Below are 16,114 nucleotides of genomic sequence, written 5' to 3' on the forward strand. Positions count from 1 at the left end.
GATCCCGCCGATAAATCATGCGGGCCGTCGAAATCTCCCTCCGGCGCCTCGACTAGGAAGGTGCAGCCGCGCCTGGACCCGCTGAGATCATGGGTTAATTCAGCGCGATCGCATTGGCTCTGCGTGAGAGTATTTCTCAGGATCTGGCGTAGCAGTCCGCCCGTGTGATTGGCTCAGCCAATCGACTTATACGGGTAGACCCCTTTCTTGGGTGGCGTTGGTGCGCAGCGCGATGCCGCCGAGTGAGGCAACTCCGACCGTGAGGATAGCGAGTACACCGAGCCCAGCACCCAGGGTCAGGGTGCTGGCTATTGCGCCAACGAGGAGGGGGCCGCCGGCGTCGCCGACTTCGCGACCGAGCTCGGCGTTGCCCATCGTGCGTCCCATCCGCTCGGCTGGTGTGGTGGCGGCTAGGTGTGCGAATGCCAGCGGGGTGGCCAGACCAATCCCCGTGCCGATGGTCAGTGCGGCGAGGTAGAGGGTGGCCGGCGTGGGGATAACAGCGAGTGCACCGATTCCAGTAGCGATCAGCAGGAGGCCGACCGTGGTACCTGCTCGTGTGCTGATGCGGCCGTCGTCGCGGAGCCGGCCCACGAAAGGCTGCGTGAGCGTGGAGGCGATCGCGAGCACGGTCACCGCGCCCATACTGCCGAACAGCCCGAGGTGGAGCGTGGTTCCCAGCAGGGGGAGGAATCCGACCGCGACCCCCAGAGCGCCGGTGCTGGCCGCGAGTACGAGTGTCGGGATGAGGAAGGACCGGTCGACGGTCTGCTTGGCCAGATCCCGGAGCGTGTATCGAAGGCGGGGAAGGACGGGGAGGCGTGGGACAGCGACGATAACCCATATTGCGGTCGCGGCGCCGAGGATCGTCAGCGCGATGAACAGTGCGCGGAGGCCATCCAGCCCGACCAATGCGGCACCAATCAGGGGGCCGAGGGCATAGCCGAGGCCTTTCCATGAGCCGTACTTGCCGAAGTATCGTCCCGCGGCACCAGGTCCGGCTAGTCGGGCAACGGCGGCCGATGATGCCGGCGAGAATGCCGCTGCTGCCGCTCCTTGACCGAGGCGAGCCACGCCCAGCAGAATCGGAGTGCCCGCGAAGATTCCGAAGAACGACGCGGCGGCGAAAGCAATCAGACCGCCGACAATCACGGGTTTGGAACCGATCCGGTCGCTAAGGGAACCAAATACGGGCTTGAGGACTACTTCGGCCAGATCGTAGACGGCCAGCAGAATCCCGAAGGTGAGGATGCTTAGTCCGATGTCGCCGGTTTCGACACCGAGAGCGGCGGCGATTCCGTGCGCGCCGAACGCGGTCGTGAATCCCGCTAAGTATAGGGGAGCAACGACTTTGCGCGCTGGCGATGGACCGAGAGCGGCGGGGGTGCCGCGGGGCATCAGAGCCCTTCCGGCGCAGCTGTCCTTCTTGCAGGACGGTCATGCAGCTGAAGCCGTGACGGGATTGGACCGATGCGATCCAGGAACGGTATCCAGTTCAGTACGCGCATTCCGTATCGGTTCCACAATCCGGTGTAGAGGCAGATCGCGGCGGGTGCGACGAGGAAGGATCCGAGAACATCGCTGGGATAGTGCACGCCCAGATACAGGCGAGAGCCTGCGACGAGGAGCGCGAAGCCGAGTCCGACGATCGCGGCCGGGGCAGCCCAGCGAGTACCACGGGCGAGGAAGCAGATCGCGATGGCGATCGCGACGGCGAACGTGGTGTGGCCACTTGGGAAGCTGCCGGAACCGTCCGAAGGGATGAGGGGGTTGTGCAGAAGGTGTTCATCCGGCCGGGGCTGCGCCACGAGCAGTTTGAATACCTCGCTGGAGAGCCACCCGACCGTGGCCACTGACGTGACGGCGAACGCGTTCACCGGCGAGCGACGCACGACCAAGAGGAAGACGAACAGCACGAGCAGGATGATGATGATCCCCGGCGGGGACAACAGTGCGTCGATCGTCAAGGCGATCGCGTTTCCGACAGCGATGTGATCCCGGCTCAGTAGCTCATCGATGCGGAATTCTGCTCCGGACAGGCGGGGATTCAGTTTGACCGCGAAACCCAGGATCAGGGTGACCAGCACCAAGAGTAATGGCACGCTGATCCATCGTCGCAGCTGCGGCAGGCGGGCCAGGCGACCGCGGGGATCGGAGGAAGGCGTTAATGCGCTCATCGGACAGATCCGGTTTTCGCAGATTCAGGGGGCGTGTCGATTGCCGGGGTGCTCCCGCGCATGACTTGATACACCTGTTCGGCGTACCCGTCGAGCACGCTCTCGCAGGTTCGAAGGTGCTCTTCGGCGGCCAAGGCCTCGGGCAGTGCAAGGACGTCGCGCTTCTTCAAGTCGCGGAACCAGCGCCTCAGCCGGTCAAGGCTCTGTTCTTCTTCTTCAAGCTCTCCGAAGGTGAATTTTGCTTTGGCGAACTCGCGTGCGATCTCGGCTTCAAACTTCCCGCAATCGGCCACGAATTCAGTCCACTCGTCGACCCGGGCGGCGGCGAAGGCATCACGAATCAAGCTGGTGGAGGCGTCGTCACGCGGAGAAGCGTCGATCACAGCGAACGTGCCGGCCCCGTTCCGGGTCAACTCACCCGCCCGATCCAGTGCGGGTTGAAAGGATGGTCCGGCCGGGAGCGCCCAGGTGCCCGGCGACACGGGCACTGCGCCGGCTTTTCGTAGTTCTCGCCACACGGCGACCCGGTGCCGGGAAGGCTCGGACGGCAACTGAAGCAGTATCAACACCCAACTAATATTTTTCGTCACAACACATATTGTAATAACGGTTACATAAAGTGGCGGTTCGTGAATATACCAAGAGCAGCGTCGACCCTGCTCGATTAAACATCTTTCTCCTGGGGCTTGACCTCATTGACCGCGTTCGACATTTGCATCGTGTACCTCATTGGGCGTGAATACGGTATCCACCGGGCAAAGCGTCGTCGCATGACCAATGACACCGCAGCTGCATGAGCGCCCAAAAGGGCGGAGCAGTGTGCCTGCTAGCCACGACATATTCTGCGGTACTTTGAGGAGCACGGTCTGGTGGATCACGTGTGGGAGCACCAGGCCGCGGGACCTGGTCGAACACCCGAGGAGTACGCTTCGAGCTTTCCTAAAAGCAAACGGCGCACACGAGGGGCTCACGTAGTCATCGCCTCCGCCATGATCGATCGCATCGTTCACCACGCCGACGTAATCAGCTTCAAAGGCGTGAGCTAGCGCCTCACGCAACACCGACCTGCCACAACTACGACGCCCTGGAACTAAACGACAGTGGCCCTGTTCTCAGTTGGTGACTGGTTCAGGCGGTGGGCGGCGCGAGCCCGAGCCGCGGGTAGAGCACGACGAATGCCTCGTCGAGACCGTCAGTGAGGGCCGGAAGTGCGTGCCCGCCGTTGGGAGATTCCCAATACGTAACCGTCATTCCTGCTGCCGAGGCCGCGGACGCCATCCGTTGCTGTCCGGGTATAAATCCTGCGTCGTTGGACCCAACGGTGAATATGGCGACTGTGTCGGAGAATCTCTTTGAGGCGAGCAGGTTGAGAGGCTTCACCGCGTCATAGGCGGCTTGGTCACCGTGGAAGACATCGGCGAGCGTCGATGCCTCGATCTCTGATCCGGCGAATTCCTCGCCGGAGATGTCCACGACGTTCGCGAATAGGTCTGGGTGTTTGACGGCGAGGGAGATAGCGCACTGTCCGCCGTTCGAGTACCCGGCGATGGTCCAATACCGTGGGTCGTTGATGATGTTCAGGTTCTTTTTCGCCCAGTTGACGACATCCGTGGTGATGAAGGTCTCCGCGTTGCCGTAGTTCGGCGTATCAAGACACAGCGGATCCTTCGAGGGGTCGCCAAGCTGGTCCGCGACGATGACGATCGGTGCAAGACCGCCGTGAGCGGCAGCATCACGGTCGAGTGTCGCCGCGATGAAGGACGGATCGGGGTTACCGGGCTGCCCCATGAGGAAGATGACTAGTGGCAAGGCCGGCGCGTTGGAGATGAGCGCCGCGGGCGGTAGGTAAATCCCGGCCGGCCGGGAGGTGTATCCCGAGACCGTGTTAGGAATGATTTGGCTACCGGTCGTACCCTTTACGGGTAGATCGGCCGGAGCCTCCCAGCTCTGGTAGAGCGGCCCGCTTTCCTTGGGCCCGCTGACGGTGGGTAGCGCGATTGCCGACTCTGTCGTCATCCCGAAGAGCGACCCCAACGTGCGGTTTAGCCCAAAGCTCGCATTGATCGCTAGCGTTCCAGCCATAAGGAAGAGCATGACGGATGCCGCGGCCGCGATCTTGCGATGCAGGCGCGACTTCCAAAAATTTGCTATAGCAATTGCTACCGCCGTGCAAGTCCCGGCAAACCAGAGAAAACTGACCAGACCGGGCGACATTCCGAAAGCGTCAACGATCGTCACCACAACGAACCATGTCACGCCGGCGACGCTGACGCCGCCGGCGACCGCGATCACGACCGTCAAGATCCACGTTTTGGTCGGGGCGCGCAGTAAAAGATACAGGAGCTGCATACTGGCCAGGCCAAGCACAACATACAGCAGCGGGCCATTGACGATATCGATGCGTAGCAGGGATGTGCTGAGATCGTTGATGAGTGTCCTTTCTGCGCCGTCGCTTGTGGGCTCAGTTCCCATAGATGGAAAATAGCTCGCCGAAACTCTACTGCTGTGGGCTGCAATTGTGGCTCCAGGGGCGACTCTGACATGAATATTCGCCCCTCAGGGGTGCAGGTGTGGTGCGGGTCAGACCCGTTGCTCCACCCGCGGATCGTGCCGTTCAGAGCCACTGTTGGCGTGGTTGAGAGCCACCTGACAGGCTCCTTCTACTGAGGCCCACGGGGTGGAAGAGATACCGTACGTGCGACATAGTTCGATGAAATGGCCGACAGGCGGAGGTGGCGCGGATATTTCCGATCGAAGCCACCCTGTGGCGTGGAGCGCATTTGTGGGTTTGACCGCCGTCACATCTGTTGAGTGAGATCTTCGGGTCTGGCGGCGCCGATCGCACTGTAGAACTGCTCGACGGCCAGTCGGGTGTATGCAGCGTGATCGAATGTGCCCGATGGTACCTCCCCGGTGAGAAACGCGTTGAGTCCCTCGGCGAGGTCCTCGTCAGTTTGCGGCACGACCAATCCGAAGCCGGGCGGGAGTGCATTCTTCACCGACTCGAATTCGACTGTCACGATCGGTAGACCGAGTACCAGCGCCTCGAGGATGACCATGGGCTGGCCTTCGTAGTTGCTGGAGAGGGCGAAGCAGTCCGATGCGGCAAGTACGGTGTACGGATTGGGTATCTCACCCGTGAGAATGACTGACTCTTCAAGCCCCAGCTTTCTGATCAGGGACTCTAGCTGGCCTCTGAGCGGACCATCTCCAACGAGCACGAGTCGCGTTGTCGGCGTTGCTGTATGGACGATGTTGAACGCGCGGATGAGGCGTGCCTGATTCTTTTCGGGGGATAGTCTCCCCACTGAAACAAAGTTCGTTGTCTTATCGTCGGCGAGGAGGACCTCCACCCAATCAGGAGTTATCCCGGTCTCTAAGTTCCGAGTCGTCTCCCGCAGATCCTGGCTGGCGGCGCTGAGGATTTGTTTGGCATCTGCCGTATTCAGTGCGAACGTGAATTTTGCCGGGGCTGCATACGGGGCAAGTTGGCGATTGTTGATTGCCGACAGTGTGGGCGAGACAGACACGAGGTGGTCGTACTGCTCGTAGAGCGTGAAAATCTGGGTGAGGCTGTGCAGCATTCTCTTCTTGCCCGTGATCTTGCGATGAGCATCGGCGGCCAGGTCGTTGTGGAGCCAGATTGAGCGAATCGACTCAGGGGAATGAAGAAGCAGGGCGGCCCAGAACGGACCATAGCCGCTGAAGTCGACGACGAAGTCAAAGTGACTGTCGCCGAAACATCGCGTCCATTCGTCGTCCCACAGAGTTTTCTGTGTGGGTTGGTCCTGGTGCCGGCTGATTCTGCCTCGACGAAAGTCGAGATGCCGGGCCAGCTGATCGAGCGCGGAGCCGTTCATTCCGCCGACGCGTGGGAACTGGCGAACGGCGGGATTGATCGCGAGTTGGTTGTCAATCGAGGCGGGCGCTTTGCTCTGGATGAAGCAGGCAGATACGTCGAACCGGGAGTGGTCGATGTTGTTGAGCAGGTTGAGAGCGGATGTGGTTATCCCATTTGAGCGCATCCCGCCCAGGTACATCAGAATTGATGGGCGGTTCTGGGAAACTGCGGGTCGGACGTGGTGTCTACGGGCGTTGCCGCGGAAGACGATGTCGATGATCCGTGCACTCACCCGCCCATCTTCCTGGCCGCAAAATTCCTGCTGGCTCGTGCGATAACGTGCGGCTGAGCCAGCTGGAAGGGTACCCGTCACGAGGATTTCAGCGAGCTCAACCGCCAACTCGTCGGTGGTTCGGCAGACCGGACCGGGCCAGTCTTCGGGCTCGAAATAGAGGCCGCGACTGTCTGAATAGTCCGCAAGGTCCGGGGTGAAGAAGAGGATCGGGCGGCCAGTGGCCAGGAAATCAAAGAAGATGCTCGAATAGTCTGTGATGAGGACTCCGGTGAGGCCAAGGACGACATTGGTTGGAATGTTGTTCGGCACGAGCAGGCGCGAGAGTTCGGGCCGGGATCTGGCCAGGGCGTGAACGATCTGGTGCGTTTTGAGGAGTACCACGTACTTGCTGGTGTCAATCTGCGCCGTTAGCCGGGCAATGTGATCGAGCAGCTGGTCGATATCGTCCTCGGGCCGGGCAAAGGACGCCCCCTTCCAGGTCGGTGCGTAGAGCACGATCGTGCGGTCACCGAGAGGGATGCCCGCGGAATTCAGACGTGCTCGGCCAGCCGCAACGCTGTCCGTGTCGAGCGCCTGCCGGTCGATCCGTGGATACCCTTCCTCGATGATCAGGCTGCGGGAGATGCCGCTGAGCTTGTACGCCTTCTCGTACATCAGCTCGGCCATGAACGGGTTTGCGGCGAGCAGATAGTCAGCGGCAACAAAATTCCGGATGATATTGGCTGTTCCCAGCGCACCACGGTCGATGTCGTAGCCCATGCGCTTCAAGGGCGTGCCATGCCAGGTGTTGAGGTACGTCTGGCCAGGTCTCTTGCTGAATTGGGGCGGGAAGGTCGCATTGTTAATGAGGTATTCGCTCGTGGCAAGGGCACGGTAGTACGACGGTGTCCCGTAGCGCACGAACGTCACGTTTCGCGCTCCCGCGAACTCCGCTACCGTCGAGCGAAATTGGCGTAGGTCAGCGAGGACCCAAATGTGTCTGAGCTGGCGCATGTCCGGCGTTGCCAGAAGCTGGCGGAAGATCGCCTCCGGATTGCAGAGCATTCCGTTGCCATTGAACGACTCGTAGAGGACCGTTCCCGGTTTGATCGGTTCGGTGCGCCAATGGGCGTGGAATTGGGAGTGGACGAATCGGTTGGCCCGTGAAATAAGGCTTTTCATCCGTATTAGTGTCCTATCGCGCTATACCTCGTTGGAGCATGTGGTCTTCATACTGTTCGGGCTCGCCAGCATTCCTTCGATTCCACGCTGGAATCGTCTCACACATCAGCGTCGGCTTGCTGTTGGGCAATTTGAGAGACTATGTCAACTGTGAGCGCTGGATACTATGAAGAAATGCAGATCCTGCCGCGTACCGTTCTTGTCCGTGTCAAACGGTTCGTCAGCAGGCTTCGCCGGGCCGCTGTATCCGAGGTCTACGCGTTCTGGCGCAGGCGTCCGATCGATCGGAGCGTCGTCCTCTATGAGTCGTTCTCCGGCAACGGCCTGCTGGACAACCCCGAGGCGATCTTTCGAGGTTTGCGTGCGGCACCTGATTTCACGCACCTCAAGCATGTCTGGGTGCTCGCGAACGAGCGAGAAAACCTCACCGTCGTCCATGAATTTGCTGCTGATCCATCAGTGCGATTTGTTCGTCCCGACTCACTGGGCTACTACCGAGCCTTGGCCACAAGCGGGTACCTCATCAACAACGCAACTTTCCCGGTGCAATTCAGCAAGCGCGGCGGGCAGGTCTACCTCAACACCTGGCATGGCACTCCCTTGAAACGCATGGGCTATGACATCGGTGATCACGCCTCAAGAGTAGGCAATGTGATCCGGAACTTCCTCTCCGCAGACTATTTACTCGCGGCAAACCGCTTTATGACCGAGCAGATGTATGAAAACGCTCATCTGTTGCGCAATATCTACCGAGGCGACATCATCGAGGAGGGGTATCCACGGATCGACCATCAGTTCACGGATTCGAGCGGTGTCGCATCGATAACTCACCGACTCGGAGGGGCCGGCCTACCGATCGACGGGCGGAAGATCATCCTTTACGCGCCGACATGGAAAGGGGAGTCGTTCGCCAAGCCCAAAGACGACGCGGACGAGCTGATCAGTCGGGTGACCGAACTGGAAGCGCTGATAGATACGAACCAATACGTTGTCCTCCTCAAGGTTCATCAGGTGGTGTATAAATTCGCCGCAGAGCGCGCAGAATTTCAGGGGCGGCTGGTGCCCAACGAAATCCCGACGAACGCTGTCCTAGCTGCAACAGACATTCTCGTAACCGATTACTCAAGTACTTTTTTCGATTTCCTGGCAACTGGGCGACCCATCGCATTCCTGACTCCGGATATCCGCGACTACGCGGGGTACCGCGGCCTGTATATGGAGCCGGAGGAATGGCCGGGGCCAGTGGTGCGAACCGTGAGGGAACTTGCCGTTGAGTTGAACTTGATCGCTCGTTCTGGGCAGCGAACTGAAATCACCCCGAGATACCTCGCTATGCGGAAGAAGTATTCGGGTCACGAGGATGGCGGTGCAACGGACCGGGTCATCGACATCGTTTTTCGGGGCAGGCGAGACGGCTACACGGTGGGGCCCGTGGCCCGCGACGAGCGACCATCAATACTTGTTCACGTCGGCAGCCTGAGGCCGAACAGTATCACGACGTCTGCCTTGAACCTACTGACGGCCATCGATCATGACCGGTTCGACGTTTCTGCCGTCTTTTCAAACAGTCGTGCGTCCGCTGTCTTGGAGAAGCAAGGGCAAATCCATTCCTCGGTCCGCCAATTTGTCCGGGTTGGGGGGATGAACGGTTCCAAGATTGATCACTTCATTCGGCGGCTCCACTGGTACCGCGGTGACCTGAAATCTCACTCGCACGATCCTCGGCAGAAGAGACTGTGGGATGACGAATGGACGCGGTGTTTTGGCAGCAGTCGGTTCGATTACGCCATCGACTTCAGCGGGTACGACCCACTCTGGGCAACCCTGATGCTGCATGCGCCGCTTGCGAAACGGTCTATTTGGTTGCATAACACCATGACTGCGGACTCACACCGGAGCATCAACAAGCGACGCCGGCAGCTGAAAAGTCTCACGAGCATTTTTTCGTTGTATCGCGAGTATGACCATCTCGTCTCCGTTTCTCCGGCTCTCGAGGAAATCAATGCCGACGAGCTTGCCCAATTTGCACCTCAAGAGAAGTTCGTGTCAGCGCGCAATCTGGTAAATGCCGCTCAGGTCCGCCGCGATGCCGCCATCGATATCAGGGAAGCCGTTCGGGTCAGCACCACGGGAGAGGTGCCCAGTTGGGCGAACGGCCTCGCGGGGAAGTCCGCGCTGGTGCATTTTGTCTCCGTTGGGCGATTGTCGTCTGCAAAGAACCACGCGCAGCTAATTCGGGCCTTCGCTCAGCTGCACGTGCAGCGTTCTGACACCCGATTGGTGATCGTCGGCGACGGGCCGCTGAGAACGCACTTGGAAGATCTGATCAGTGAGCTGGGTATCGATGATTCGGTGACACTTGCGGGGCACCAGAAGAACCCATATGCCATCATGGCCGCGGCGGACTGTTTCGTGCTCTCCAGCGACCATGAGGGACAGCAGATGGTGCTACTCGAAGCACTTATACTCAATCTTCCCATCGTCACTGTAGCGTTCGGTTCCGCTCGGGATGCTTTACCGGAGGGTGTCGGGCTCATCGTGCCGGCCACAGAGCAGGGGCTGGCAGCGGGTATGAGCGCATTCCTGGCCGGATCGGTTCCGACCGCGAAATTCGACGACCTGAACTATAACGCTGCGTCGTTGGATCAGTTCCAGAGTGCCATCGGGGCGACCCCCACGAATCAGTAACGAACGCGGCTCAGCATCTCCTTACCGCGTGAGGGGATGCTGACTGTGTCGATCGCGCGCATCCCGGTTCTCGTCGGGTGGGGGAGTGCAATGCAAATACTTCGCGTTCAAGACGAAGTCGTTATGGTCGACGCGTTGCAGCGCGGACTGACGGCGGAGGGCTTCCTGGCCACCGTTGAGCACCGGTCGGACGGTCAGACTGTCGCCGTCATCGTTGTGCGCCTTTCGCTAGCGCCCGGCGGAGTGACCCACCTGGAGATGTGACGGCGCAAGAGTTCACAGACCCGCCGGTGTCGTAGCGTAGTAACCATGTTGAATTGGCTTCTCACCATGCAGATCGACACGGGCACATTCCTGATTCCGATTGACATCCTTGCCGTGGTGCTCATGGTCTACCTGCTGGTGAGGATTCCCCTGCGATCCTGGATACCACGCGTCGCGGCGGCTTTGGTGCTCGGGGCACTGCTCGGCTTGCTGGTCTCCTGGCTCGTCAGCGACGTGTGGAATGTTTTCGGTCTGCCGCTGACCCTGGTCACGCGACTCTGGTTTTCCGCCGCGATTGCCGCCCTGTCGCTGGTCATCGTAAACCTGTGGGGAACCAATTGGTGGCGAAAGACGATCGCGCTCGTTTCCATCCCCGTGATCCTGGTCAGTACCGCTGCGGCGATCAATGTCGACTTCGGCGAATATCGCAATCTCCAGGATGCGCTGGGTATTTCACCCTACGGACCAATGGACGTGTCGCGCTTGTCGGGCCGGGCCGGCACAATGAATCCGGCAATCGGGCGCACGTGGCAGGCTCCCCCCGGCATGCCCACCCGCGGTACGGTCGGAACCGTCACAATCCCGGGGACAACCTCCGGTTTCGTCGCGCGTGGGGCCCTGGTCTACCTGCCGCCTGCCGCTCTCGGCCCGAACCCACCCGTGCTTCCTGTCCTTGTGATGTTCGCAGGGCAGCCGGGCTCGCCAGCGGCCGTGTTCACCGCGGGACGCCTCGCTTCCACCATGGACGCGTACGCAGCCAGCCACAACGGCCTCGCGCCAATCGTGGTCGCCCCCGATCAGCTTGGCCGCGCCAATCAGAATCCGATGTGCGTCGATTCACCGCTGGGCAATTCGGAAACGTACCTCGCCCGGGATGTTCCAAAGTGGATTCGGTCCTATCTTCGGGTCAGTGACGACCCTCGATATTGGGCGGTCGGCGGATTCTCACAGGGCGGAACGTGCTCGATCCAACTCGGGGCGGGCCATCCGGAGGTCTTCCGGTCAATCCTCGACATCTCCGGGGAGGCGGAACCCACGATCGGGTCGACCACGGTAGCGAGAGCCTTCGGCGGCTCGACCGCGGCCTACGACGCGGTGAAGCCCGTCAACGTGTTGGCTGCTCGGGCTCCGTACGCAGACACCGTCGCGATTTTCGGGGTGGGCGCACTCGACGCCAAGTATCAAAAGAATCAGCGCCTCGTCCGCGCTGCCGCCGACCGGTCCGGCATGGTAACAAAGCTCATCGAGGCTCCGAAGTCGGCACACGACTGGACCACTGTGCGGTACGTGATCGCGGAGGCGCTGCCCGAACTCGCCGCGCGGCTTGGGTTGGAATAATGGACGATACCTTTCCACCTCCGGACCCGGCCGGTCCTGTTGCGCAAGACCGCAGCGATGCTCGCGCGACGCGTGCGGTCCCGTGCCGGTTGCGGCGAGCATTATGTTCTTGACTCTGATGGGGTCCTGGCGGACCTTGGTCGCCGTATCTGCCCCGAGCGTGTGGGCTTACCCTCCCACCCTCCCCGTTCGGCAGGCCACCACCCTCCTTCGCGGCAAGGACTGAACGCGTCCCGCCGACATCCACCGGCGCGCCGTCCGCGGCCGATCGCCGGTGTGGACCACCCTGGCGCTATCGCCTGGCGAACTTGACGGCGATCCGTGCCCCGCCCCTGGAGGCCTTCTCGCTGAGCCGGGCCGCGTTTCTCGCCACGATCTGCGAGGTATGCCTGGCCAGACGGTGGGAGGGCCGCTCGAACGCCAGATAAAATCCCCAGGCCACGAGCAGGGCGAGGGGGATCGTGATTAGCGCTACCAGCCACCACTTGTCGTCACCGAGCAGGAAGCTGAGGCTGGCCAGGATGGGGACGTGGACAAGATAGAGGCTGAACGACACTCGCCCGAGCCACTGGCTCGGGCGGGATTCCAAAGCCCGGCGCAGGAACGGCACACCGACAGCGGCCAGGACGAGGCCGGCTGCACCGCACACCGCTAGCTGGGTGAAAACTCGGCCGGGAAGCGTTCCCGGCACGGCGATCGGCTGGGCCAGCCAGCCAGCGACGAGCAGGAGAAGCGAGCCGACAACCAGGACGATTCCCCACAAGCGCGCGTGCGGGCGTTGAAGGCGTCTCCGTGTCCACTCCCGGATGGCGTCCAGGCGCACCGCCATGAGGGTTCCGACGAAGAACACCGGGAGGTAGCGGAGGGCATCGATGTTGGTGACTAGCCCCAGCAGACTGAGCGCAAGTGCGACGCACAATGCGAGCAGCCAGCGACGCCGGACCAAGAACGCGACCGCCGCGAACAGCGGCAGGAGCACCGAGAACGCGAGTTCCCACCGCAAAGACCAAAGCACATTGTTCACGCCATACGATGCGGCCGTGAGGCTCATCTGATTCAGCAGCGATGCCGGCGTGGTCGATGCTGCGTTCGAGGTGGCAAGCCACGAACCCGGCGTCACCGCCCCAAGGTCGCGCGGCAGAAGCCAGATGAGAGCGGTGCCGATCGCCAAGGAGGCCCACACCGGCAGATAGATGCGCGCGATCCGGCCGCTGAGAAACCCCGCCCAAGAGTACCGGGACTTGCGCAGCGCGGGCAGGGCAACCACGAGCCCGCTGAGCACGAAGAAAACCAGGACGGCCTCTGACCCGGCGGTGAGGATCTTCAAAGGAGTTCGGGAAACCCACCAGTAGACGCTTCCCGGTTGTGATCCGCCGGCGGCCACGATTGAGGGCACCGCCACCAGATACAGGTGGTGGAACATGACGACAAGAGCAGCGACGCCTCGCAAACCGTCCAGGGAAGTCAGACGGCCTGTTGGAACGGGCGCCGACGAAGACGGTCGCGCGGCTGTCGTCTGTAATGTCACTTGCCGGAGGCTATCGCCTGTTTCTGGGTGTTCCACGCAGAGACCGGCCGAAAGTCCTGAAATCCCAGGCCGAGGTGTGCTGACGGGTGAACTCGTAGATCACGCTGCGGTGGCTAGTGAACTTGGCTGACTTCACGAAACCACGGCTCTCCAACGCCCTGATGCCGCCAAGCCAAGCCAGGCCGGACGCCATCACAAGCGCGGCAACGGGAGCGTTGTCGGAGGCGTAACGGGCCGCGAAATCTGCCCAAAAAAATCTCACCGGCCATCAGCGCAAGGGTGGGGACGTGGAGCCAGGATGTGGCCACGAACTCCAGGCTGGGAAGGACAAGACGGGTGGCGTCTGGCGAGGGAGTGAGCACTGTCCGAGTCCACCGGTGCTGTGTGCTGGTCGACATCGTCCAGCGTCGTGGCACAGCACAGCACCGGACAGACCGCCATGCGGCTGGAGCCGGTGAATGAGCCGCACCGGGATCGGGGAGGATTCCGCCACAGTCAACACGACGGCCGGGGTATCGTCTGTGGAGTCGTCGACGACGATGGTCTCCGCCGTTCGCCCTTGAACGGCCTACACAATGCGCTGAGACGGGAAGAACCCGGCAGAAACGATTCTTAGAAGGTCCTGTGACGTCAGGGGTCACTCTAGGAGAATGACCATTGATCTCCGACCACACCGTCGGTTCGCCCGGACCGCCATTCCCGCAGCCGGAGTCATCCTCGCCGTCATCATCAGCGGGTTCGTGCTGAGTGGATCGGCGGGATGGACGGCCGTGGAGATGGATTTGCTTCGACAGGTGAATACTGTCCACACCGCGCCACTCGACGCGGTGGCCCTGGGTATTGACTGGCTATTCAGCCCGGCCGTGGGCGCGGTTCTCGTATTGCTGGCAGCCGGATCGGTGCTGGTTGCCACCCGGCGACGTGGTGCGGCGATCCACTTCCTGTTGGTTGTGATGATTCCTACGTTGGGCGCCGACGTGATCAAGTTGCTGGTGCACCGGGCACGACGTGATATTCCGTCGCTCGCGCACATCCTGCTGCGCGAACCGGGGGGGCTCAGTTTTCCCAGCGGTCACAGCAGCTTCGCCGCCTGCTTCCTGCTCGGGATCGTCCTTGTCACGGCCGGTCACCGATGGCATCCGTTTGTGATCGGAACGACCGCGGTGATCGTGCTCGCCACGGCAGCATCCCGAGTGTATTTGGGGGTGCATTATCCGTCCGATGTGGTGGCGTCGATCGTGTACTCGATCGCTGCTGTGGCACTGGTGAACGCGGCCTGGACGCTGCTACTGGCGCACTGGAGCGTACGTCGCTCCGGCCTTCACGCTGGACCCGACTACAGAAAAATGTCGGATGCCCGCTCAGATCATGGTGCGACTCCGACTGCGTGTGATCGAGGATGATCCCAGGCTCGGCCCCTATGAAAGGACGGGCTCACGGAAGTCGACGATGCCACCCCGGTCGCCGGCGGTCGAACGATCTATTCCCCGTACGACGGGCGTGTCCAGCTGTCGGTCAAGGAGGACGAACTGCTCGAACTTCTAGCGGATGCCCCGCAACGCACGTTCTCCGACCAACAAATACTGCAAACCGGTTTCAGCCCTGCGGCCACTGCCGGAACGGTGGAAACCTGCGTGCACTATCTTCGGCGCAAGACCGACATGGACATAGTCCTCACCGTGCGCGGTGAGGACTACCGCTTGGGACAACCATGACCGGCCGAAAATCCCCGTCATCGACAGCGATACCCTCGCCATCCGTCGGGCCTCCCGGATCGTCGGCACCCGAATCGCGATCGCGTGCGCTGGCGTCGTCGCGGTGGTCATCGTTGCCGTTTTTGTCTACATCCTTTCCGAAATTTTGCCCGGCGAGCTGTTTGAACCGGTGCCGGACACCGACAACCTGCAGATCAGCGCTGGGAAGCTGCTGCGCGCTGCCGGAGTGTTGGGCGTGGCCCTGATCGTTCTGGCCGGTGTGTTGAGTTGGCAGGTCACTCATCGGGCTGTGCAACCCCTTGGTGAGGTGCTGCGCATCCAGCGGGCCTTCGTCGCGGACGCGAGCCATGAACTGCGCACCCCGCTCGCGGTGCTCGATGCCCGCCTGCAAATTCTGCAACGCGCCCTGCCAACAGGCGACCCGTCCTCCTCGGTCGTCGCGGACTTGCGCAGCGACGCGAAGGACCTCATCCACATCGTCAACGAGCTTCTCGAATCGGCCGAAATCGGCGGCGCTGCAGTGCACGACACCGCCGTTGTCGATCTGGTCGCTGCCGTTGATGCCGCGGTGCAGTCGATGGCACTCATCGCCATCGACAAACACATCACCATCGAACTTGATGCTCCTCAGCCCGGGCCCGTGCGGGTGCCAGCATCCAGCATCACCCGATGCGTAGTGGCGCTACTGGATAACGCTGTGCGGTTCACCCCCCGCGACTCGGCCATCACGGTGGCCGTGGCCGTGACCAAGAAGACGGTGGCGGTCACCGTGCACGATCGCGGCCCCGGCATCCGCGGCATCGACCACGCCCGCATCTTCGATCGGTTCGCCCACTCCGCGCCGCCGGATGCCGACGGCGATGAGGCCCGCACCGGGTTTGGAATCGGTCTGTCCCTCGTACGAGAAATTGCCGTGCGCTACGGCGGATCCGTGCACGTCGTCACTAGCACTGCCGCGGGCACAGCACTTTGCCTCACCGTTCCGCGCGCGAAGCAGACCCGATCTGCGCTGTGACCGACGCAAGTCGTTCGTCGAGCGAATGACCGCGAATTCGTAGATCTCCTGCGGCGATTATTGGCTTCTGTGAGAAGTCTTAGACGACGCCG

Annotated in this window: 12 protein-coding genes; 6 read left to right on the forward strand and 6 right to left on the reverse strand. The window is 61.6% G+C overall.

From position 1 onward, the window contains the following. Positions 1 to 186 precede the first annotated feature (186 nt). From E3N85_RS00130 to E3N85_RS00150, 5 genes are all read right to left on the reverse strand, one after another. Positions 187 to 1,398: an MFS transporter gene (locus tag E3N85_RS00130; protein WP_134458192.1), complete on the reverse strand. Its 1,212-nt coding sequence runs from the start codon at positions 1,396 to 1,398 to the stop codon at positions 187 to 189. Beyond that, entirely contained in the window at positions 1,398 to 2,177 is a 780-nt protein-coding gene (locus E3N85_RS00135; RefSeq protein WP_241978223.1) for a phosphatase PAP2 family protein, read from the reverse strand. Before E3N85_RS00135 ends, E3N85_RS00130 begins: the two co-directional genes overlap by 1 nt. Next, complete coding sequence (locus E3N85_RS00140) at positions 2,174 to 2,767, reverse strand: Chromate resistance protein ChrB (RefSeq protein ID WP_370288907.1); 594 nt, start codon at positions 2,765 to 2,767, stop codon at positions 2,174 to 2,176. Before E3N85_RS00140 ends, E3N85_RS00135 begins: the two co-directional genes overlap by 4 nt. 538 nt (positions 2,768 to 3,305) lie before the next feature. Continuing rightward, positions 3,306 to 4,649 (reverse strand): esterase family protein, encoded by a 1,344-nt coding sequence (locus tag E3N85_RS00145; RefSeq protein ID WP_134458194.1) that lies wholly within the window; start codon positions 4,647 to 4,649, stop codon positions 3,306 to 3,308. A 326-nt stretch (positions 4,650 to 4,975) separates the two neighbouring features. Then, the gene (locus tag E3N85_RS00150) at positions 4,976 to 7,474 is read right to left on the reverse strand and encodes a glycosyltransferase (RefSeq protein ID WP_134458196.1); all 2,499 of its coding nucleotides are present in this window, start codon (positions 7,472 to 7,474) and stop codon (positions 4,976 to 4,978) included. Positions 7,475 to 7,648: 174 nt separating this feature from the next. Between E3N85_RS00150 and E3N85_RS00155 the strand changes: the two genes are divergently transcribed. The 3 genes from E3N85_RS00155 (at position 7,649) to E3N85_RS00160 (ending at position 11,764) form a co-directional block, all read left to right on the forward strand. Further along, on the forward strand, positions 7,649 to 10,162 hold the full coding sequence (locus E3N85_RS00155; RefSeq protein ID WP_134458198.1) for a glycosyltransferase: 2,514 nt from the start codon (positions 7,649 to 7,651) through the stop codon (positions 10,160 to 10,162). A 90-nt stretch (positions 10,163 to 10,252) separates the two neighbouring features. Beyond that, complete coding sequence (locus E3N85_RS16140; protein ID WP_166783811.1) at positions 10,253 to 10,426, forward strand: hypothetical protein; 174 nt, start codon at positions 10,253 to 10,255, stop codon at positions 10,424 to 10,426. A gap of 45 nt (positions 10,427 to 10,471) precedes the next feature. Next, complete coding sequence (locus tag E3N85_RS00160) at positions 10,472 to 11,764, forward strand: esterase family protein (RefSeq protein WP_241978224.1); 1,293 nt, start codon at positions 10,472 to 10,474, stop codon at positions 11,762 to 11,764. Positions 11,765 to 12,056: 292 nt separating this feature from the next. On the opposite strand, the gene E3N85_RS00165 is transcribed toward E3N85_RS00160, so the two are convergent. Then, positions 12,057 to 13,292 carry an acyltransferase gene (locus E3N85_RS00165; RefSeq protein WP_166783812.1) on the reverse strand — a complete coding sequence of 412 codons (1,236 nt, stop codon included), beginning with the start codon at positions 13,290 to 13,292 and terminating at the stop codon, positions 12,057 to 12,059. A 650-nt stretch (positions 13,293 to 13,942) separates the two neighbouring features. Here E3N85_RS00165 and E3N85_RS00170 point away from each other — a divergent pair. The 3 genes from E3N85_RS00170 (at position 13,943) to E3N85_RS00180 (ending at position 16,022) form a co-directional block, all read left to right on the forward strand. Continuing rightward, complete coding sequence (locus tag E3N85_RS00170; RefSeq protein ID WP_134458202.1) at positions 13,943 to 14,695, forward strand: phosphatase PAP2 family protein; 753 nt, start codon at positions 13,943 to 13,945, stop codon at positions 14,693 to 14,695. A 126-nt stretch (positions 14,696 to 14,821) separates the two neighbouring features. Further along, a complete protein-coding gene (locus E3N85_RS17050; RefSeq protein WP_370288920.1) occupies positions 14,822 to 15,007 on the forward strand; it encodes a helix-turn-helix domain-containing protein in 186 nt (61 codons plus the stop codon). Further along, complete coding sequence (locus tag E3N85_RS00180) at positions 14,979 to 16,022, forward strand: sensor histidine kinase KdpD (protein WP_134458204.1); 1,044 nt, start codon at positions 14,979 to 14,981, stop codon at positions 16,020 to 16,022. Before E3N85_RS17050 ends, E3N85_RS00180 begins: the two co-directional genes overlap by 29 nt. Positions 16,023 to 16,114: the final 92 nt, after the last annotated feature.

It is taken from the genome of Cryobacterium sp. Hz9 (genome assembly GCF_004402825.1).
Classification (GTDB): domain Bacteria; phylum Actinomycetota; class Actinomycetes; order Actinomycetales; family Microbacteriaceae; genus Cryobacterium; species Cryobacterium gelidum.